The 20,322-nt window shown below is 63.9% G+C and carries 21 protein-coding genes; 11 read left to right on the top strand and 10 right to left on the bottom strand.

Annotated features, from left to right (window positions below; translation table 11 throughout):
- Position 1 precedes the first annotated feature (1 nt).
- From G8E03_RS07055 to G8E03_RS07040, 4 genes are all read right to left on the bottom strand, one after another.
- Complete coding sequence (locus G8E03_RS07055) at positions 2-802, bottom strand: ABC transporter permease subunit (RefSeq protein WP_166190131.1); 801 nt, start codon at positions 800-802, stop codon at positions 2-4.
- Positions 802-1,755, bottom strand: coding sequence for an ABC transporter permease subunit (locus G8E03_RS07050; protein ID WP_166190129.1), 954 nt, complete (start codon positions 1,753-1,755; stop codon positions 802-804). The genes G8E03_RS07055 and G8E03_RS07050 overlap by 1 nt, the downstream gene beginning before the upstream one ends.
- Before the next feature lie 115 nt (positions 1,756-1,870).
- Positions 1,871-2,983 carry an ABC transporter ATP-binding protein gene (locus G8E03_RS07045; RefSeq protein ID WP_166190127.1) on the bottom strand — a complete coding sequence of 371 codons (1,113 nt, stop codon included), beginning with the start codon at positions 2,981-2,983 and terminating at the stop codon, positions 1,871-1,873.
- Entirely contained in the window at positions 2,956-4,059 is a 1,104-nt protein-coding gene (locus tag G8E03_RS07040) for a polyamine ABC transporter substrate-binding protein (protein ID WP_166190125.1), read from the bottom strand. Before G8E03_RS07040 ends, G8E03_RS07045 begins: the two co-directional genes overlap by 28 nt.
- Positions 4,060-4,204: 145 nt before the next feature.
- On the opposite strand from G8E03_RS07040, the gene G8E03_RS07035 reads away from it, so the two are divergent.
- The 10 genes from G8E03_RS07035 to ccoS all read left to right on the top strand — a co-directional run bounded on the left by G8E03_RS07035 (position 4,205) and on the right by ccoS (position 14,768).
- Complete coding sequence (locus G8E03_RS07035; RefSeq protein ID WP_166190123.1) at positions 4,205-5,602, top strand: glutamine synthetase family protein; 1,398 nt, start codon at positions 4,205-4,207, stop codon at positions 5,600-5,602.
- 243 nt (positions 5,603-5,845) lie between these two features.
- Positions 5,846-6,565 carry a transcriptional regulator FnrL gene (fnrL, locus tag G8E03_RS07030; protein ID WP_166190121.1) on the top strand — a complete coding sequence of 240 codons (720 nt, stop codon included), beginning with the start codon at positions 5,846-5,848 and terminating at the stop codon, positions 6,563-6,565.
- 93 nt (positions 6,566-6,658) lie between these two features.
- Positions 6,659-8,284, top strand: a complete 1,626-nt coding sequence (ccoN, locus tag G8E03_RS07025; protein WP_166190119.1) for a cytochrome-c oxidase, cbb3-type subunit I — start codon at positions 6,659-6,661, stop codon at positions 8,282-8,284.
- A gap of 4 nt (positions 8,285-8,288) precedes the next feature.
- Positions 8,289-9,119 (top strand): cytochrome-c oxidase, cbb3-type subunit II, encoded by an 831-nt coding sequence (gene ccoO / locus G8E03_RS07020; protein WP_166190117.1) that lies wholly within the window; start codon positions 8,289-8,291, stop codon positions 9,117-9,119.
- A gap of 10 nt (positions 9,120-9,129) precedes the next feature.
- Complete coding sequence (locus G8E03_RS07015) at positions 9,130-9,336, top strand: cbb3-type cytochrome c oxidase subunit 3 (protein ID WP_166190115.1); 207 nt, start codon at positions 9,130-9,132, stop codon at positions 9,334-9,336.
- Positions 9,329-10,213, top strand: a complete 885-nt coding sequence (ccoP, locus tag G8E03_RS07010) for a cytochrome-c oxidase, cbb3-type subunit III (RefSeq protein WP_166190113.1) — start codon at positions 9,329-9,331, stop codon at positions 10,211-10,213. The genes G8E03_RS07015 and ccoP overlap by 8 nt, the downstream gene beginning before the upstream one ends.
- 101 nt (positions 10,214-10,314) lie before the next feature.
- Positions 10,315-12,030 (top strand): cytochrome c oxidase accessory protein CcoG, encoded by a 1,716-nt coding sequence (gene ccoG / locus G8E03_RS07005; protein WP_166190111.1) that lies wholly within the window; start codon positions 10,315-10,317, stop codon positions 12,028-12,030.
- The gene (locus G8E03_RS07000; RefSeq protein ID WP_166190109.1) at positions 12,020-12,508 is read left to right on the top strand and encodes a FixH family protein; all 489 of its coding nucleotides are present in this window, start codon (positions 12,020-12,022) and stop codon (positions 12,506-12,508) included. The genes ccoG and G8E03_RS07000 overlap by 11 nt, the downstream gene beginning before the upstream one ends.
- Positions 12,505-14,613: a heavy metal translocating P-type ATPase gene (locus G8E03_RS06995; RefSeq protein WP_166190107.1), complete on the top strand. Its 2,109-nt coding sequence runs from the start codon at positions 12,505-12,507 to the stop codon at positions 14,611-14,613. The genes G8E03_RS07000 and G8E03_RS06995 overlap by 4 nt, the downstream gene beginning before the upstream one ends.
- Entirely contained in the window at positions 14,610-14,768 is a 159-nt protein-coding gene (ccoS, locus tag G8E03_RS06990; RefSeq protein ID WP_166190105.1) for a cbb3-type cytochrome oxidase assembly protein CcoS, read from the top strand. Before G8E03_RS06995 ends, ccoS begins: the two co-directional genes overlap by 4 nt.
- 75 nt (positions 14,769-14,843) lie before the next feature.
- Here ccoS and G8E03_RS06985 read toward each other — a convergent pair whose 3' ends face one another.
- The 3 genes from G8E03_RS06985 to G8E03_RS06975 are packed head-to-tail and all read right to left on the bottom strand — an operon-like array spanning position 14,844 to position 17,069.
- The gene (locus tag G8E03_RS06985) at positions 14,844-16,052 is read right to left on the bottom strand and encodes a DUF3618 domain-containing protein (RefSeq protein ID WP_166190103.1); all 1,209 of its coding nucleotides are present in this window, start codon (positions 16,050-16,052) and stop codon (positions 14,844-14,846) included.
- A complete protein-coding gene (locus G8E03_RS06980; protein ID WP_166190101.1) occupies positions 16,042-16,473 on the bottom strand; it encodes a phage holin family protein in 432 nt (143 codons plus the stop codon). Before G8E03_RS06980 ends, G8E03_RS06985 begins: the two co-directional genes overlap by 11 nt.
- Complete coding sequence (locus tag G8E03_RS06975) at positions 16,470-17,069, bottom strand: hypothetical protein (RefSeq protein ID WP_205793296.1); 600 nt, start codon at positions 17,067-17,069, stop codon at positions 16,470-16,472. Before G8E03_RS06975 ends, G8E03_RS06980 begins: the two co-directional genes overlap by 4 nt.
- A 277-nt stretch (positions 17,070-17,346) precedes the next feature.
- Between G8E03_RS06975 and G8E03_RS06970 the strand changes: the two genes are divergently transcribed.
- Positions 17,347-18,249, top strand: coding sequence for a mechanosensitive ion channel family protein (locus G8E03_RS06970; RefSeq protein WP_240910446.1), 903 nt, complete (start codon positions 17,347-17,349; stop codon positions 18,247-18,249).
- A 54-nt stretch (positions 18,250-18,303) separates the two neighbouring features.
- Here G8E03_RS06970 and G8E03_RS06965 read toward each other — a convergent pair whose 3' ends face one another.
- Genes G8E03_RS06965 through G8E03_RS06955 form a run of 3 tightly spaced genes read right to left on the bottom strand, consistent with a single transcriptional unit; the run spans position 18,304 to position 20,316 of the window.
- Complete coding sequence (locus tag G8E03_RS06965) at positions 18,304-19,095, bottom strand: metal ABC transporter permease (protein ID WP_166190097.1); 792 nt, start codon at positions 19,093-19,095, stop codon at positions 18,304-18,306.
- A gap of 4 nt (positions 19,096-19,099) precedes the next feature.
- Complete coding sequence (locus tag G8E03_RS06960) at positions 19,100-19,828, bottom strand: ATP-binding cassette domain-containing protein (protein ID WP_166190095.1); 729 nt, start codon at positions 19,826-19,828, stop codon at positions 19,100-19,102.
- Entirely contained in the window at positions 19,828-20,316 is a 489-nt protein-coding gene (locus tag G8E03_RS06955; RefSeq protein WP_166190093.1) for a transcriptional repressor, read from the bottom strand. Before G8E03_RS06955 ends, G8E03_RS06960 begins: the two co-directional genes overlap by 1 nt.
- Positions 20,317-20,322: the final 6 nt, after the last annotated feature.

Below are 20,322 nucleotides of genomic sequence, written 5' to 3'. Positions count from 1 at the left end.
TTCAATCCTGCCCCCGTTTACGGCGCACCTCTGCCCGGCGCATGATTTGCATGCCCACAACCAGCCCCACGCCGACGATGGCGATCACGATGGTGCCCAGCGCGTTCACATCCGGGCTGACGCCCAGCCGAACCTTGGAGTAGATCACCATCGGCAGGGTGGAGGACCCCTGCCCGCTGACGAAACTCGCGATGACCAGATCGTCCAGCGACAGGGTGAATGCCAGCAACCAGCCGGAAATCACTGCCGGCGCGATCACCGGCAAGGTGATCCCGACGAATATTTGCAGCGGGCGCGCGCCCAGGTCGCGGGCGGCTTCCTCGATACTCTTGTCGAACCCGGCCAGACGCGCCTGAATGACCACCGCGACGAAGGCCATGCCGAAGGTCGCGTGCGCGATCACGATGGTCAGGATCGACCGCCCCTCGGGCCAACCGAACCATTGCTCCATCGTGATGAACAGCAACAACAGCGAGAGGCCCGTCACGACCTCGGGCATCACGATGGGCGCGGTGGCCATCGCAGTGAACAGGATGCGCAGACGAAATCCGCCGAAGCGTGACAGGACATAGCCGATCACCGTGCCGAACGCCGTGCCCACCGTCGCGGACAGCACCGCCACTTGCAGCGAGACCACGGCCGCGTCCAGCACCGCTTCGTTGGACCACAACTCGACATACCATCTGGTGGACCACCCACCCCAGACGCTGACCAGCTGGCTGGCGTTGAACGAATAGATCACAAGGATCGTCAGCGGCACGTAGAGCAGCGCGAAACCAAGGATCGCCAGAAACCTCAACATCACGCCTCCTCACGCAGCGCCGGGGAGGAGCGCAGCAGCATGAACGGTATGACCAGCAATGCCAGCATCGCGATGGCCACCGCGCTGGCGACGGGCCAGTCGCGGTTGCGCGTGAACTCACCCCACAGGACATTTCCGATCATCGGGGAATCCTGAGCGCCCATAAGATCGGGGATCACGAACTCCCCCACTGCCGGAATGAACACCAGCAGGCACCCCGCGACGATGCCCGGTGCGCTCAGCGGCAAGGTCACGGTGCAGAACGTCGCGAATTTCGAGGCGCCCAGATCGGCGGATGCCTCCAACAACGCGCCGTCGAGCTTCTCCAGCGTGGAATAGAGCGGCAGCACCATCAGGGGCAGATAGGTAAACACGATGGTCAGATAGACGGCAAAATCCGTCTGCATCATCTGGATCGGTTGATCTATGACACCGACCCAGATCAGAACGGAATTGATGATGCCACCCTGCCGCAACATTCCCATCAGCGCATAGATCCGCAACAATGACGATGTCCAGAACGGCAGGATCACCAGCATCAGCAGCAGATTGCGCCGCGCGGGTTCGGCCCGCGCGATCATCCACGCCATCGGCCAGGCGACCAGCAGACACAGAAACGTCGCGCCCGCCGCAATCTTCACCGAGCCGAGATAGGCCCGCCAATACAGATCGTCCTCGGTCAGAAAGACGTAATTGCCGAAGGACCCGACGAACCGCGGCCACCAGCCGTCGAACTCGAAAGCGGCCGAATAGGGCGGCACGCTGAACTGCGGGCTGCCCAGCGACACCAGAAAGACGATGCCGAACGGGATCAGAAAGAACAGCAGCAACCAGAAGAACGGTACGCCGATCACCAGCCGCTTGCCCCAACCGCCGCCCAGCCTGCGTCGCGGCTTCGCCCTTGCCAGATCATTGACGGTCACGTCCGTGATGCGCTCCACCGGCTCGCTCATCGGGGCGGATCCGAAATGGATATTTCGAGACAGAAGAAAGCGGCCCTCTTCTGTCCTGCAAATATCCTCGCGCGGCAGCGCGAAATGATCCGGTTCCCGCTCATCCGATGCCCGCTCATTCGCGCAGCACCACGGCACCCTCGGGCGCGAAGTCGAACAGAACGGGGGTGTCCCAGGTGATGTCGCCCTCCCCCTCGCGGAAGCGGTTGGGGCGGGTTACGTCCAGCGTGCCGCCCCCCGGCAATGTCAGGCGATAGCGTGTGACGTCGCCGCGATAGGCGTAATCCTCGACCACTGCGGGAAACCCGGTGCCGAGGGTGATCTTCTCGGGCCGGATTGCGAGAGTGACAGGCGTACCGACCTCGGGCGGGGTCCCCTCGCAGGCGGCCAGAACCTGCTGCCCGATGGCGGGACAATCCAGCCGGACCCGATCACCGTCCATTCCCCTGACGGTCGCGTCCAGCATGTTCACGTTGCCGACGAAATCGGCGATCATCCTGTTGCGCGGGAATTCGTAGATGCGGCGCGGCGTGTCCACCTGCACCAGTTGGCCCCTGTCCATCACGCCGATCCGGGTGGCCAGCGTCATCGCTTCCTCCTGATCGTGGGTGACGACGACGAACGTGGTGCCGGTCTTGTCGAAGATATCCATCAATTCGAACTGCGTTTCCTCACGCAGCTTGCGATCCAGCGCGCTCAACGGCTCATCCAGCAACAGCAGTTTCGGCCCCCGGGCCAGCGCCCGTGCCAGGGCGACCCGCTGGCGTTGCCCACCCGACATCTGGTGCGGTTTGCGCGTGGCGAAACCTTCCATCCGCACGAGGCGCAACATCTCGCGCACACGCGCCTCCCGCTCCGCGCGGCCCATGCCCATCCGGCGCAATCCATAGGCGATGTTGTTTGCGACATTCATGTGGGGAAACAGGGCATAGCTCTGGAACATCATGTTCACGGGCCGGTCCGCCGGGTCGATGCCGATCATGTCGCGGCCTTCGATCTCGATCGAGCCGGAGGTCGGTCGTTCGAACCCTGCCAACATGCGCAGCAGGGTCGATTTTCCCGAACCGGAGCCGCCCAGCAGGCAGAACAGTTCCTTTCGGTGAATGTCGATCGACAGGTCATCGACGGCGCGCACGCCGTCGAATTCCTTCACCACATTGCGGATGCGCAGGAACGGTTCGTCCTGCGTCGGCACCGCGATCACTCGCCCGTCTTGACGGTGGTCCACAGCCGGTTGATCGTCCGGTCGGTCCGCGCGTCATAGACTTCGGAGGCCCACAGACGGTCCTTCGCAGCCTCCGTCGGGAAGATTCCGGGATCGCCGGTGATTTCGGGGTCCACCAGTTCCAGCGACGCGGCGTTGCCGTTGGCATACCAGACGTAGTTGGTGATATCGGCGGTGATGTCCGGGCGCATCACGAAGTTGATGAACTCATGCGCCAGATCGGGGTTCGGCGCATCGGCGGGGATCGCCATCATGTCGAACCATTGCAAGGCGCCTTCGGACGGAATCACGTAAGCGATCTCGACCCCGTTTTCCGCTTCCTCGGCGCGGTAGAGCGCCTGGAACACGTCACCGGACCAACCGACAGACAGGCAGACATCGCCATTCGCCAGATCGGAAATGTACTGGGATGAGTGGAAATAGCGTACATAAGGCCGGATCGAGGCCAGCAGCTCCGCCCCTGCCTCCAGATCGTCGGTATCGGTCGATCTCGGGTCGAGGCCGAGGTAATTCATCGCGGCGGGCAGCATCTCCGTCGGCGCGTCCAGCATGGTGACGCCGCAATCGGCCAGTTGCGAGATTACCTCCGGGTCGAATACCATGTCCCAACTGTCGGTCGGCGCATCTGCGCCCAGCCGTTCCTCGATCATCGCGGTGTTGTAGCCGATGCCGGTGGTGCCCCACATGTAGATCACGGAATGGGCGTTATCCGCGTCATAGACCGCAGCGGCCGCCATCAGGTCGGGATCCATGTTTTCGGCATTGGGCAGTTTGGAATAATCGAGCGGCTGATAAATGCCCGCCAAAACCTGTCTGCGCAGAAAATCCGATGTCGGCACCACGATGTCGAACCCGGTATTTCCGGCGAACAACCGGGCCTCCAGCACCTCGTTGCCGTCATACACGTCGTAGTTGACCGTCGCGTCGAATTCTTCCTCGAATTTCGCGATGGTGTCCTCGGCGATATAGTCCGACCAGTTGTATATGTTGAGCACCCGATCCTGCGCCATCAGCGCGGCCGGGACCGTCAGCGCCAGCGCGGCAAGGGCCGTGGTGGCGGTCAGCTTGGTCTTGAGCATGGTGCACTCCTCAGTTGGCGTTCTCGCTTGGTTTGAGCATATGCAGCATGTTCGCGGCTTGGGAAGAGCTTTCGTCGCACGGACCCACTACCGCGCGTATCGCGGCCATGTTAGCCAGTAAACGCAACGCTTCAGGAGCCTTACAATGCAACCGCGCAATCCGCTCAGCCTTACCGAGTCCCCCAACATCGACGGCGATGCGCCCGATGCGCTGGATCAGCTTCGCCAGTGGATCCGCGAACACCGGGTCGAGGAAATCGAATGCGTCATTCCCGATCTGGCCGGAATTGCACGTGGCAAGGTGATGCCGGCGGCGAAATTCCTGCGTGAGCCTGGCCTGCGTTTGCCGATGTCCACCTTCTTCGCCACCATCAACGGCGATTACACCGAGGAAGTCGGCCCGCAACTCTATACCGATCCGGATCTGGTGCTGACACCGGATTACGGTGCCATCCGCGCCGTGCCATGGGCCAACGACCGCTCGCTCCAGATCATGCATGACGCCCAGACCGAGGATGGCAAGGCGTTCGGCCTCGCCCCGCGTCAGGTGCTGCAACGGGTGGTGAGCCTTTATAACGAGCGTGGCTGGTATCCGATCGTGGCGCCCGAGATCGAATTCTACCTGGTCAAACCGAACCACGATCCCGACTATCCGTTGGAGCCGCCCGTGGGCCGATCGGGGCGGCAGTCCACCGGCAATCAGGCGTTTTCCCTGTCCGCGGTGGATGAATATGACGAGGTGATCGAACTGATCTACGATTACGCCGACGCCCAGAACCTGGCCATCGACACGATCATTCAGGAGGCCGGACCCGCCCAGCTTGAAATCAACATGATCCACGGCGATCCGGTGCGTCTGGCCGACGAGGTGTTCCTGTTCAAGCGTCTGATCCGCGAGGCCGCCCTGCGCTGCGGCTCCTACGCGACCTTCATGGCGAAGCCGTATGGCAATCAGGTCGGCTCCGCGATGCATATCCACATGAGCGTGACGGACGTGAACGGCAACAACATCTTTTCCGGCCCGGATGGAAAGGCCACGGCGCTGCACGATGCCTTTGTCGGCGGTCAGCAGGGGCATTTCCATGCGGCCACGGCGCTGGTCGCGCCTTACGTGAACTCCTACCGCCGCCTGATTCCGGGTTGGTCGGCCCCGATCAATCTGGACTGGGGCGAGGACAACCGGACAACCGGCCTGCGCAGCCCCCGCGCCACCCCCGCCGCGCGCCGCGTGGAAAACCGGGTCGCGGGTGCGGACGCCAACCCCTACCTCGCGCTGGCCGCAACGCTGGCCTGCGGATATCTGGGCCTGACCGAGGAGATCAAGCCGCGGGTCCGGGTCAAGGGCAACAGCTACAGCCGCGACCGCGATCTGCCCACCTCGCTACTGGACGCCATCGTCGCGCTGGACGAAAGCGTGGAGTTGCGAAACGTGTTGGGCGATTATTTCGTGGATACGTTCACGGCAGTAAAGCGGACGGAACACGACCAGTTCATGCAAGTCATCTCCCCCTGGGAGCGGCAGCACCTTCTGCTGAACGTGTAGCGATTTCGGGCAGGGGCGTGATCTTCGCGCCTCCGCCCCTTTTGTCAGGCTGTCTGGCCACGGATGTCCGCCGTTGCAGTCCCGCGTCACGCTGGTGTGGACAGTTTTCACATCTCTCGCTGCCCGCTGACAGGCAAACGAATCGCGTGTTCTCGCGGTCACGTTCCGCACGATTCGACAGGCCGGAGCAGATGTTTCTCCGTCGCGCCTTGATGTCGATCAACTGGTGTGTAGATGTGCGGCATGACCCGTATCGACCTCTCCCTCGCCGCGCCCAGCTGTTCGGCCTGCCCGATCCGCCACCGCGCCATCTGCGCGACCTGCGAGGACGATGAACTGTTGCGACTGGAACGGATGAAGACCTATCGCAGCTGGCGCGTCGGACAAACCATCGTGATGGAGGGTGACGTTCTGCCCTTCGTCGGGTCCATTGTATCAGGCTGCGCCACGCTGACCCGCTCGATGGAGGATGGGCGCACGCAGATGGTCGGTCTGCTGCTGCCGTCGGATTTTGTTGGACGGCATGACCGCGACCGTGCCGCGTATCAGATCGTCGCCGCCACCGATGTGACCTTCTGCCTGTTCCGGCGCGCGGAATTCCAGCAACTGGTTCGCGACACGCCGCATGTCATGGAACGCCTGCTGAAAATGTCGCTGGACGAACTGGATGCCGCCCGCGAGTGGATGATGGTTCTGGGTCGCAAGACCGCGCGGGAGAAAGTCGCCAGCCTGCTGGTCAACATCCTGCGTCGCACCGCAACGGACGTGCATCCCATACGCGCCGAATTGCCCCTCACGCGAGAAGCGATGGCGATCTATCTCGGCCTGACCATCGAAACCGTCAGCCGGCAGATGACCGCCCTGCGCCGCGACGGCCTGATCGGGCTGGAGGGGCGCCGCGGTATTTTATGTGCCGATCTGGCCGCCCTGCAGGCTGAGGCTGAAATCGACGCAGCCCCCTGATCGAATTCCAAACGGTTTGACCTGAATCAAGGCGCAGGTCCCGCGCATCTGCGATGCCCGATCCGAACTCCATCGGAAAGGGATCCCGTCCGCATGTCCTATTACCTCAGAGGCTCCTCGGGCGTCCTGCTGCTGATCGCGCTGGCCGCAATTGCGTTTTTCGCAGCCCTGGCCGCCGGCTGGTCACGCGATGTCGCCTATATGGTGCACGCACTCATCTTCATGACGGTGGCCGCAGGCCTGTTCGTCTGGACCTTGAAATCCCTGCCGGTGGGCGGTGGCCCTGCGCTGCCCCCCGTGGCACCGACCGGCTACATGGACGGTCCCGTCCGGGCGGGCGTGATCGCCACCGCGTTCTGGGGGGTCGTCGGATTTCTGGTCGGCACGTTTATCGCGTTCCAGCTGGCCTTTCCGGCGCTGAACATCGAATGGGCGCAGCCCTATGCGAATTTCGGACGCCTGCGCCCGCTGCACACCTCGGCTGTGATCTTCGCGTTCGGCGGCAATGCGCTGATCGCGACGTCCTTCTACGTGGTGCAGCGCACCTGCGCCGCACGTCTGTGGGGCGGACCTACGGCGTGGTTCGTGTTCTGGGGATATCAGATGTTCATCGTGCTGGCCGCCACGGGCTACCTCCTTGGGGCCACCCAGTCCAAGGAATATGCCGAGCCTGAATGGTATGTGGACATCTGGCTGACCATCGTCTGGCTGTCCTATCTGGCGGTGTTTTTCGGCACGATCCTGCGTCGGCGTGAGCGGCACATCTACGTCGCCAACTGGTTCTACCTCGCCTTCATCGTGACGATCGCGATGCTGCATGTGGTCAACAACCTGGCGCTTCCGGTCAGCATCTTCGGGTCGAAATCGGTCCAGGTCTTCGCCGGTGTGCAGGATGCGATGACGCAATGGTGGTACGGCCACAACGCGGTCGGTTTTTTCCTGACGGCGGGTTTTCTGGGCATGATGTACTATTTCGTGCCCAAGCAGGCTGGCCGCCCGATCTATTCATACAAGCTGAGCATCATCCACTTCTGGGCGCTGATCTTCCTGTATATCTGGGCGGGACCGCACCACCTGCACTATACCGCCCTGCCCGACTGGGCCGCGACGCTGGGGATGGTGTTCTCGATCATCCTGTGGATGCCCTCGTGGGGTGGCATGATCAATGGTCTGATGACGCTGCAAGGCGCCTGGGACAAGATCCGCACCGATCCGATCATCCGGATGTTCGTAGCCTCGCTGGCCTTTTACGGGATGAGCACGTTCGAAGGCCCAATGATGTCGATCCGCGCCGTGAACTCGCTGTCGCACTACACGGACTGGACCATCGGTCACGTGCATTCGGGGGCGTTGGGCTGGAACGGCTTGATCACCTTTGGCGCGCTGTATTTCCTGACGCCCAAACTGTGGGGCCGGCGCGAGATGTATTCGGTCCCCGCGATCAACGCCCATTTCTGGCTGGCGACGGTGGGTATCGTGCTCTACGCCGCGTCGATGTGGGTGTCGGGCATCATGGAAGGCCTGATGTGGCGCGAGGTCGATCCCAACGGCTTCCTCGTGAACTCCTTCGCGGACACAGTCGATGCGAAATTCCCGATGTATGTCGTGCGGGCCCTGGGTGGCGCGCTCTACCTGGCGGGCGGTGTGCTGATGGTCTGGAACATGTGGATGACCATCCGCGAGCCGCGCACCGCTGCCATCGCCACCCCTGCGGAGTAAGAATATGAGCAAGGACCCTCACAACCCCGACTACGATCCCGCGGACGACCCCAAGGTAAAGACCCTGTCGGACGTGCCCGGCGACGTCCCCAACGAGTTGCCGCCCGAAACGGCAACCATATCCTTCCATCAGCGGTTGGAGCGCAACGCCACCCTGCTGCTGATCGCCAGCTTCGCGGTGGTCACCGTCGGCGGCATCGTTGAGATCGCGCCACTGTTCTGGCTGGAAAACACCATCGAGGACGTCGAGGGGATGCGTCCCTATTCGCCGCTCGAACTGGCGGGGCGCGAGATCTATGTGCGCGAGGGGTGCTATACCTGCCACTCGCAGATGATCCGCCCCATGCGGGACGAGGTCGAACGCTACGGCCATTACAGTCTGGCCGCGGAATCGATGTATGACCACCCGCACCAGTGGGGCTCGAAACGCACAGGCCCCGATCTGGCGCGCATCGGCGGGCGCTATTCGGACGAATGGCATGTCGATCACCTGTCCGACCCGCAATCCGTCGTGCCGGAAAGCGTGATGCCGAAATACGCCTTCCTGGCCGATACCCGCCTGAACGGCGCGCATATCGAGGATCTGCTGTCCGCGCATCGCAGCGTTGGTGTGCCCTATACCGAGGATATGGTGATCGCGGCCCGCGCGGATTTCCTGGTCCAGACCAATCCCACCGGCGACATCGACGGGCTTTTGGAACGTTATCCGGGCGCACAGGTCCGCAATTTCGACGGGCTACCAGGCACGTCCGAGATGGACGCGCTGATCGCCTATCTGCAAATGCTCGGCACGTTGGTCGATTTCTCGACCTTCACGCCCGACCCTGATCGTTGAGGCGCACGTCATGGAAACATACTCCTTCCTTCGCCAACTGGCCGACAGTTGGGTCCTTCTGGTCCTGACGCTGATTTTCCTCGGTGTGGTGGCGTGGGCCTTCCGACCGGGATCGCGCGGAATGCACAACGATGCGGCGGCCGTACCCTTCCGTCACGACGATGCGCAGCTGACCCGCCACAACGCCCCCCGGACAAAAGGTGACGGCAATGACTGACAAGAAACGCATCGATGACGAAACCGGGACAGAGACGACCGGCCACAACTGGGACGGTATCGAGGAGCTGAACACCCCGCTGCCCCGGTGGTGGTTGTGGACGTTCTACGCCACCATCGTCTGGGGGATCATATACACGATCCTCTATCCGGCATGGCCCCTCGTGTCCGGAACGACCCGCGGCATTCTGGACTGGACCACCCGGGGCGAGGTCGCGGCACAGATCGAGGCCGTAAACCTGTCCAACGCCGAGATGACGCAGAGCCTGATCGAGGTGGACCTTGGCGCACTGGAACGCAACGAGACGCTGCACCGCTTCGCCGTATCGGCTGGGGCGGCGGTGTTTCGCACGAATTGCTCGCAATGCCACGGCGCGGGCGCGGCGGGTGTGCAGGCGGCGGGCTATCCCAACCTGCTCGACGATGCGTGGCTGTGGGGTGGACAAATCACCGACATTGCCGACACCGTCCGCCACGGCATCCGGTCCGAGGACGACCCCGCGACCCGCTGGTCCGCCATGCCCGCCTTCGGTGAGATGCTGTCGGAGGAAGAAATCGCGGCCCTGACCACCCATGTCCGCAGCCTGTCCGGGCTGGAGGAAGCAGATCCGCTGGGCGCGACCCTGTTCGCGGACCAATGCGCCTCGTGCCACGGGGATGAGGGTACGGGTGATCGCACCTTGGGCGCGCCGGATCTGACGGATGCGATCTGGCTTTATGGCGGCACTCCCGAGGATGTTACCTACACCATCGAGAACGCCCGCTTCGGCGTGATGCCCCCCTGGGGAGAGCGCTTGGGCGAAGCGCAGGTCCGCGCCGTCGCCGCCTATGTTCACGGTCTGGGCGGCGGTGAGGCACAGGTCGGCGCCGCTGACTGACAGAACGCCGCACCCGCCCGCGCCTTGATCCATCTCAAGGCGCGGGCGGGTGCGGTGCGCGATACAGGCCGCGAAACATCCCTTCGACGGAAGCCGCGCCCATGTCCGATGCCCCCCTCTTCGCTGCACGCGAACCCATCTTTCCCAAAAGGGTCTCCGGCTTTTACCGGCGGTTGAAATGGTGGATAATGGGGATCACCCTAGGCATCTACTATCTGGTGCCTTGGCTGCGCTGGGACCGCGGCCCCGCCCTGCCCGATCAGGCAGTTCTGATCGACTTGGCAAACCGGCGATTCTATTTCTTCTTCATCGAGATCTGGCCCCATGAATTCTATTTCGTGGCGGGCCTGCTGATCATGGCGGGGCTGGGGCTGTTCCTGTTCACCTCAGCCCTTGGTCGGGTCTGGTGCGGCTATGCCTGTCCGCAAACCGTGTGGACCGACCTGTTCCTGAAGGTCGAACGCTGGATCGAGGGCGACCGCAACGCCCGCGTACGTCTGTGGAAAGCACCGTGGAGCCTGCATAAATGGCGGCTGCGCGTCACCAAATGGGTGATCTGGCTGCTGATCGCCATGGCCACGGGCGGTGCGTGGGTGTTCTACTTCGCGGATGCGCCGACATTGCTGCGCGATCTGGTAACATTCGAAGCGGCCCCCGTCGCCTATGTCACCATCGCGATCCTGACCGCCACGACCTTCATATTCGGCGGTTTCATGCGCGAACAGGTCTGCATCTACATGTGCCCCTGGCCGCGCATACAGGGCGCCATGATGGACGAGGGCACCCTGACCGTCGGTTATCGCGACTGGCGGGGGGAGCCGCGTGGAAAGGGCAACGCACGACGCCGCGCTGTCGCGGCGGAGGTCGGCCCCGCCCTGCCCGTACGCTACGGCGCGGGCGCGGGCGCGGACAAGGATTCCGCGGCACCCAGACTGTCGCGCGAGGGCGAGGTGCTGGGCGATTGCATCGACTGCATGGCCTGCGTCAACGTCTGCCCCATGGGCATCGACATCCGCGAGGGCCAGCAGTTGGAATGCATCACCTGCGCCCTGTGCATCGACGCCTGTGATGAGGTAATGGCCCGGATCGGTCGCCCGCGCGGGTTGATCGACTACCTCGCCCTCGACGACCGCCCGCCGGTTCTGCCGGGCGAACACGCCCCGGTCCGTCCCTTCGGAAACGAGGCGCCGGAGGATCAGGGTGCCGCGACCGGCGTACCGGCCCCCACCGCCGCCGCCTGTGCCGGGCTGGATGCGGACGCGACGGCCACCACACCGATTGAGGGCGACCCGGCCCCTGCGCCAAATGCAGCGGAACAGCCCTTCACCACGTCTCACAGCCAAGATTGGACGCCCACCGCGAACTGGCGGCACGTGCTGCGGCCGCGCACGATCCTTTACACCATCGTATGGGCGGCTATCGGCGCGGGATTGCTGGCGGCCCTGTACCTGCGCCCGGATATCGAGCTGACGATCGCCCCCGTGCGCAACCCGACCTTCGTGACGCTTTCCGACGGCGCGGTGCGCAACACCTACGACATTCGTCTGCGCAACAAGCATGGGGAGCCGCGCGACTTTGCGTTCTCCCTCACCTCTGACGACGACTTGGCGCTGATGCTCGAAGGACATGCGGGCGTGACCGTGACGGTTCCCCCCGACGCGACAATGCTGCAACGTGCATACGTTATCGCACCACCCGAAACCGACGCCGCGCAGGACGAGCGCACCACGATCGGCTTCACGATCCGCGACACCGCCTCGGGCGAGGAGGCGCACCGTGAAACCATCTTCAACGGACGAGGCAACAATGCACGCTGAACCCTTGCACACCAGACGCCCTCACAACCGCACGCTGACCGGCTGGCACGTATTGGCCATGTTCATCGGCGGGTTCGGCATCATCATCGCCGTGAACCTGCTGCTGGCCTATAGCGCCGTGAGAACCTTTCCCGGTCTGGAGACGGACAGTTCCTACGTCGCCAGCCAGACATTCGACGCCGACCGGGCTGCGCAGGACGCCCTGGGCTGGACCGTCGATCTGACTTACGCAGATGAGGATCTGAGCCTGCACATCGTCGGTCCGAATGGGCGGAATGTGCACCCCGAAATCGTCAGCGCCACGCTGGGCCGCGCGACGACGGTGGCCTCGGACATGACGCCCGACTTCGTGTGGACGGGAAGCTATCTGTCGGCGCACACGCCCCTCGCCCCGGGGAACTGGAACCTGCGCTTGGATCTGCGCAGCGCGGACGGCACGCCGTTTCGCCGTCGCATACCCCTGCATGTGCTGCCATGACCGCCGCCTGCGCAGCCTGTGTCGCGGTCCCTTCCGCGCAGGACATCGCCCGCGATGCGGCGGGTGAGGTGGTGCATCTGTCCCTGCCGGGCATTCACTGCGCCGCCTGCATCGCCGGGGTCGAACGTACCCTGACCTCGGTGCCCGGCATCCGCGCCGCCCGGGTCAATCTGGGCCGCCGCCGCGTGCGCATCGTCACCGCGCCCGATATCGGAGCCGCCCCGGCCCTCGCGGCCCTGACCGCCGCCGGGTTCGAGGCCCACCAGTTGGACGACAGCATCGCGACCCCTACGGGCGACGATACGGGCCGCACCCTGCTGGCGCGGATTGCGGTCGCGGGCTTTGCCATGATGAATGTCATGGCGTTGTCGGTCGCCGTATGGTCGGGGGCCTCGCAAACCACAGAAGCCATGTTCCATTGGGTTTCAGCCGCCATCGCCCTGCCCGCGCTGGCCTACGCGGCGGTGCCGTTCTTTAGCTCGGCCCTCGGCGCGATCCGGGGGGGGCGCGTCAACATGGACGTGCCCATCGCCCTGGCGATCCTGCTGGCCAGCGTCACCTCGCTGCATGAAACGATCTATTCCGCCGGGGCGGACACATGGTTCGACGCGGCGCTGTCGTTGACGTTCTTTCTGTTGGCGGGGCGGTATCTGGATCACCGCGCCCGCGCCACGGCCAGATCCGCGGCGGCGGAACTGACGGCGCTGGAACTGCCCCGCGCCACCCTGATCGAAGGCACCACACGGCGTACCGTCGATGTGGCCCGCATTCTGCCCGGCGATCATATCGCGTTGAGCGTCGGAGCGCGTGCGCCGGTGGACGGCACCACGCTGGGACCGGCCATACTCGACCGCTCTGCCCTGACGGGCGAATCCGCGCCGGTCGCAATCGAGGCGGGTGCGTCGATCTGCGCGGGCGAAACCGTCCTCGACGCTCCCGTGACTCTGCGCGCCACCGCCCGTGCGGCGGACAGCACCTTGCGCCGTCTTGCCGCGTTGGTCGAGGTGGCCGAAACCGGTCGCCACCGCTATTCCGGGATCGCGGACCGCGCCGCGCGGCTCTATGCGCCGTTGGTGCATGGGCTTGCCGCGTTGGCGTTTCTGGGCTGGTGGTGGAGCACGGGTGACGCGCATCTGGCCATTGGTATTGCGACCGCCGTCCTGATCATCACCTGCCCCTGCGCCTTGGGCCTGGCCGTGCCTGCCGTCACGGCCAGTGTGACCGGCCGGTTGTTCCGGGCGGGCATCCTGCTGAAATCCGGTACGGCACTGGAGCGTCTAGCCGAGGTCGATTGCATCCTGATCGACAAGACCGGAACCTTGACCGAGGGCACGCCACGATTGCCCGAACTGGACGCGACTGCGGCCGGAATCGCGCTGACCCTGGCGCAGGCCTCCAGCCATCCTGTCTCACGAGCCATTGCCGCCGCGCTGACGGGCCACACGCCGGTTGCGCTCGACGATATTCATGAGACGGCGGGTCAGGGAATGACCGCCACATGGAATGGTTCCCCCGTGGCGCTGGGTCGCGGCCCCGATGGCACGGTCCTGACGCTGCCCGACCGTCAGATCGCGCTGAATATGGCCGAGCATTTGCGCCCCGGCGCTGCCGATATGATCGAGAGCCTGCGGTCCGACGGATACGACGTCCACATGTTGACCGGCGACCGGCAGCAGGCCGCCGATCTTCTGGCGGCACGGTTGGGGATCTCGCATGTACATGCCGGGATGCAGCCACAGGACAAGGCCGCGCTGGTCGCTGAACTGACCGCGCAGGGTCGAAGGGTGCTGATGATCGGGGACGGGCTGAACGATACGGCGGCGCTGGCGGCGGCGCATGTCTCCCTTGCCCCGGCCACCGCGCTGGACGCCGCCCGGGTCGCCTCGGACGGAGTGGTCCTTGCCAGCGATCTGCGGGCCGTGCCCCAATCGCTGCGCGCGGCGCGAAGGGCGCTGCGACGCATCCGGCAGAATCTGGCGATCGCGGCGGGATACAATGCCATCGCCATACCCATCGCGCTGGCCGGGCTCGCCTCACCGCTGGCCGCAGCAATCGCGATGTCGCTGTCGTCGGTCACTGTCGTTGGAAATGCGGTGCGCCGATGAACATTCTCATCGTTCTCATCCCCGTTTCCATCACGTTGGGCGCTGCCGGGCTGGCGGCGTGCATCTGGACGTTGCGACATGGACAATACGAGGATTTGGAAGGTGACGCCGCCCGGATTTTGCTGGATGACCGCGAGCCGGACGAGCCGCAATAGACAGGCGTTTCACATGCGGATGAAAAAACGGCCCCGCTGAGGGGGCCGTTTCACGTTTCAAATCAGGTGCTGGGATCAGGGCTTGGGAACGCTGCCGCCCAGATTTTGATTGTCAGCCTCATCCGCGACGGCATCCTTGACCCGTTCCGCGGCGTCCTTGGCCTTGTCGCCGACAGCTTTGGCGGCGTTCTTGTCACCTTCTGCCTTGGCGTCGATATCGGCCTTGGTGTCGGAAATGACCGTCTTGGCTTCCTTCAACGCGGCATCCGCGACCTTGCTGGCACGGGCCTTCTCCGTCTCGAAGATGCGCTCCGCCTCGTCGAACAGCTCATCCGAGCGGGAGCCGAGATACTCGTCCTCCGTCCGGGTCCGCGGCAGGGCACCTGCAACAGCGGCACCGATGGCGAATGCGAAAGCGCCTACGACGAGGGGATGATCCTCATAGAAGTCAGCAGCCTTGTCCCCACTGTTCCGAAGAGCGCGCGCCGCGTCGTCACGGGCCTGCATCGCACGTTCACGCGCGGCAATCACACGCTCACGCGCGTCCTCGGACAGGGATTCGGTCCCCGCCGCCATACGCTCACGCATCAGCCGTGCACGTGCGCTGGCATCGGAATACGCACCACGCGCCCGATCCCGCACCGCGCCTGCGGCACCGGAAGTCGAGGAAGCAGCCGAAGACGCGGCCCCGCCAACAGCGGACTTTGCATTCGCGACGCTGTCCCCGGCGGAGGACAAACCGCTCTTCACGGCATCGCCCGCAGCGGAGGCCTTGTCCTTCGCCTTGTCCATCATGCCAGGACCGGAATCCTCATCATGGTCGTCGAAATCGGAGGGCGTTACCGGACGCGACCATTCAGGGCCGGCGGGCAGTGGCACGGGGCGCGCAGGACGCTGTGTGTGCGTGGTCCGGGCGACCGCGACGCGGTCATCATAATCGTAGTCGTCATCATCCAGATCAGTGGAATGCGCGACGTGGCGATTCTGGTGCAGATGCCGGGGGCGATGCGCCTCGACCGAACGCGGCGCGGGCCGGTTCTGACCGAAGATCATCCACGCCAGCCCGACACCGGTAAGTGCCAGTGCCATCGGGTTTTCCTTGACCGAACGGCTTACCGTACGACCGATGTCGCCACCATGCTCACGCAATTGGTCGGAGACTTCACGCACGACGCCATCGACCGAGAACCGATCCTGGATGCCGTTGATGGTCTGCTTGAGATCCATGCGCTCACGCTCGATGTCGCGCTCGATCTGCTCGGGGGTGCGGTTTTCATTTTGCATCGTATGCGTCCTTTACAGCTTGCGCGTCACGCTTGACGTTGTCGGCGGTGCGGCTGGGGGCGAGGCTCGAAAGCTTCAGGTCGTTCAGGCCCTTGTTCATCAGCACGAATGCGATGATGGCCAGCACGACACCGACGAGCAGTGCGCTCCACCCAGCGGGGATGCCCGCCTCGGTCAATGCGGCGGTCAGTGCGGCGGCCAGAACGTTCAGCGCGGTCAGCGCGATCACGACGGCCCCTACGATCAGTCCGATCGCCACACCGGCGCGGTTGAGGTTTTCGTTCACTTCGGCGCGCGCCAGATCGACTTCCTTACGGACGAGCGAGCTGACATGGCTCAGCGCATCACCGATCAGATCGGTCGTGGAGCGGCTGGCGGGCTGCTGCGGCGGAGTGGTATCGGTATAGATGGGATCGGTCATGCGTTATCTCCCGATGTGTTGGCTTTGGCCCCCGGCAAACCAGGCTGGATGGCTGGTGTCGGACGGGTCACTGGTGGCGTGGTGGACGTCGTGACGGGCTGGCGCTCACTGCCATGGGCACTTCCACGAGCGGACGCCCCGGTCGAACCGGAATAATCCGCCTCGTTCCGTGCGGATGCCGTCGCAAACCGTGTTGCAGCGAAACCGACCAACGCGGCACCGCCGAGGAAGACCAGCGGATTGCGCTTGGCGAAGCGGGACACATCGCTGGCGATCTCACCCAGGTCCTTGTCCTTGATGCTGTCGGACGCATCGGCCAGACCGTCCGCGATCTGGGCGAATGTACGTTCCTGGGGGGAACCGTCGCGCATCTCGCTTGCCGCTGTGCGCAGCGCACCCGCCATGTTGGAGACTTCGGCAGCAACGTTGCCTTTCGCGGTCTCGGCGTGGCTCTGGGCTTCGTCGCGAACAGCGTTGGCTGCATCCTGCGCCACTTCGCGCGCGGAGCCTGCAACATCGCGTGCCGCATCCTTGACTTCGGTCTTGGCCTCGTTCGCGGTGTCATTGGCGGAACCGGACGAGGTGTCTTTATACATATCGGTCATAATCGGGCCTCCGATAGAATTTTCAAAATACAAGGTTAATGATGGCCAGAACGATCACGATCAGACCAATCAGATAGAATACGCTACCCATCTATTTTCCCTCGAAATTACCTATTGTTTGAGTACCCGACCAACCTCCCGGCAATGTGATGGTTCCATGAGCGGCCAAAAATCGCACCTCGGGAAGGGGAAGCGAACCGCCCGCGCGCGTTAACTTTTGATTTCGCGCCGATTGCGACTAACTGTCCCTGCGAACGGGGAGGTGCCAATGGAAGAAGCGGGTTTCATTACTCTGATCATGGATCAGATCAGCGGATACGGGACGGCCCTGATCGCCGCCCTGCCCCGCATAGCAGCGGCTATCCTGCTGATAATTGTCACCTGGCTGACAGTCATCGCATCACGCTGGATCATTCGCCGCGTTGCCAACCGGGCGCGGATGCGGCGGAACCTGCGTGAAGTGCTGATGATGCTCACGTCCATTGTAATCTGGCTGATCGGTCTGCTGATCGCCTGCACGATCGTCTTCCCTTCGATCACCCCCGGCCGCGCGCTGACCACACTCGGTCTGGGCTCTGTCGCCATCGGTTTCGCGTTCAAGGATATATTCGAGAACTTTCTGGCCGGTTTGCTGATCCTGCTGCGCGAACCCTTCAAGATCGGGGACTATATCTGGACGGAGGAATCCGGGATCGAAGGTCAGGTCGAGGAGATCACCATCCGTGACACCCATATTCGCCAGACCGACGGGCAGCTTGCCGTGGTGCCGAATGCAGAGCTGTTCCAGAACCCCGTGGTTGTCAGAACCGATGCCGAGCTGCGCCGAACCAGTATCATCTGCGGCGTCGCTTATGGTGAGGATGTGGATATATCGCGCACGGTGATCGAGGACGCGGTGCGTAGCGTCGATACCGTGCGCAATGACGTGCGCGATGTGCAGGTCTTCGCCCATGCCTTCGGCGCTTCGTCCATAGATTTCGAGATCACCTGGTGGACTGGCTCCCGCCCGATCGATATCCGGGCCTCCCGCGATCAGGTGGTGTCCGCCGTCAAGCGTGCGCTGGACGATGCAGGCATCGAAATTCCGTTCCCGTACAGGACCTTGACGTTCAAGTCCGACAGCCCGGTTCCCCTGCCGCCTCAGTCGGGGGAGAGCTCCCCGGACAGTTGAGGGAGGCACGTTTCCGGCCCGATGCCTCTTTCTTCGCCTCGTGCGTGGCGCGGCCTAGCGGCTCCACAACAGACGGCTCAGATTGCTCAGCACGAACAGGATCGCCGCGACGCTGACGATCGTGGGACCGGTCGGCGTGTCTAGTTGATAGGCCGCGACCATGCCAAGCACGGCGGAGGCCACCCCGATCACCACCGCGCCCAGCGCCATCGCCTCGGGCGTGCGGCCAAAGGGGCGGGCGGCGGCGGCGGGAATGATAAGCAGGGCCGTGATCAGCAAGGCACCCACAACCTTGATCGACACGGCGACCACAATGGCCAGTGCAAGCGTCAGGACCAGTTGCTCGCGCCGGGGATGAATGCCCGACGCAAAGGCAAGGTCCGCATTCAGCGTCGCCATCAGCAAACGCGACCAACGCCATGCAATCAGCCCGACCACCGCCAGCGCGCCGATCCAGATCACGGCCAGATCAGCCTTGCCCACCGCCAGGATATCTCCGAACAGATAGGCGCCCAGATCAACCCGCACGTCCGGGATGAACGACACCGCGACCAGACCGAAGGCCAGCGCCGAATGCGCCAGAACGCCGAGCAGCGTATCCTCGGCATAGCCGCGACCGCTCAAACCCGCGACGATCAGCGCCATGATGACGGCCACCGCCATCGCCCCCGCAAAGATCGAGATAGACAGCCCCAGCGACAGGGCCACACCCAGGATCGCGGCATGGGCCGTCGCGTCCCCGAAATAGGCCATGCGACGCCAGACGACGAAACATCCAAGCACCGCAGCCGCCATCGCGACGGCGACACCGGCCAGGGTGGCGCGAACCAGAAAATCGTCGAACACGGGTCTAATCCTCGGGGTTGTGGTGATGTGCGTGGTCGTGTTCATGGCGGTAGAGCGCCAAGGCCCCACCGGTGCCGGTTCCGAACAACTCACGATATTCAGGGGCGGAGGAGACGACATCCGGCGTCCCCTCGCAACAGACATGACCGTTCAGGCAGATGACCCGGTCCGATGCGCTCATCACCACGTGCAGTTCGTGGCTGACCATCAGGACGCCGCATCCCAGTTTATCACGCACCGCCTCGATCCTTTGGTAGAACGCGGCGGAGCCGGGCTGATCCAGGCCCTGCGTCGCCTCGTCCAAAATCAGCAGGTCAGGTTGGTTGAGCAGGGCACGCGCCAGCAGGACACGTTGAAACTGACCGCCGGACAGCTCGGACATCTGCCTGTCGGCGGCGGGGCTTACCCCGGCTTCCTCCAACGCGACCAGCGCCGTGGCATCGTCACAGCGGCGCGGCAGATCAAGGAACCGGCGGACGGTCATGGGCAGTGTGGGGTCCAATTGCAGCTTTTGCGGAACATAGCCGATCCGCAGACCGGGGCGGCGCACGACCTGACCGTGATCGGGTTTTACCGCCCCCGCGATCAAGCGCAGCAATGTCGATTTTCCCGAACCGTTCGGGCCAACGATGGTGACGATCTCACCCGGATTGATGGTGATGGCCACATGCGAGAGGACCTGCCGCCCGCCGAAGCCGACGGCGATGTCGTGGGTCTGTACGAGAGATTGCATCAGGATACCTTTACGCAGCGGTGACACAAGCCCTCCGCCTCCAGAACGGTACGCTCGACCTCGAAGCCGGACAGATCGGCGGATCGATCCAGTTCCGCCGTCTCGATCCGGGCCTCACCGATCCGCCCGCAGGTGCGGCAGATCAGAAAGGCGGGCTCGTGCCGCTCCCCGGGATGTGCGCAAGCAACGAAACCGTTGCGCCCCTCGATGCGGTGGGCGAACCCGTGATCCACCAGAAACCCCAGCGCACGGTAGGCTATGGGCGGCTTGGAGCCCAACCCCTCCGCCGCCAGACGCTCCAACACATCGTAAGCGCCCAGCGCGGTGTGCGTCTCCAGCAGGATCTCCAATACGCGCCGACGCACGGGCGTCAGGTTCAGGCCCTCCGCCGCGCAGGTCCGCTCGACCACGTCCAGCGCATCAGCGATACAGGCAGAGTGGTCGTGCCGCGCCAGTCCGGCGGCCTGTTCTGCCTTGTGCTCACTCATTTTTGC

Origin of the sequence: Pontivivens nitratireducens, from assembly GCF_011290545.1 — a bacterium.
Classification (GTDB): Bacteria; Pseudomonadota; Alphaproteobacteria; order Rhodobacterales; family Rhodobacteraceae; genus Pontivivens; species Pontivivens nitratireducens.
Note: the sequence above shows the minus strand (reverse complement) of the source record. Positions and strands in the feature narration are given on the sequence as shown.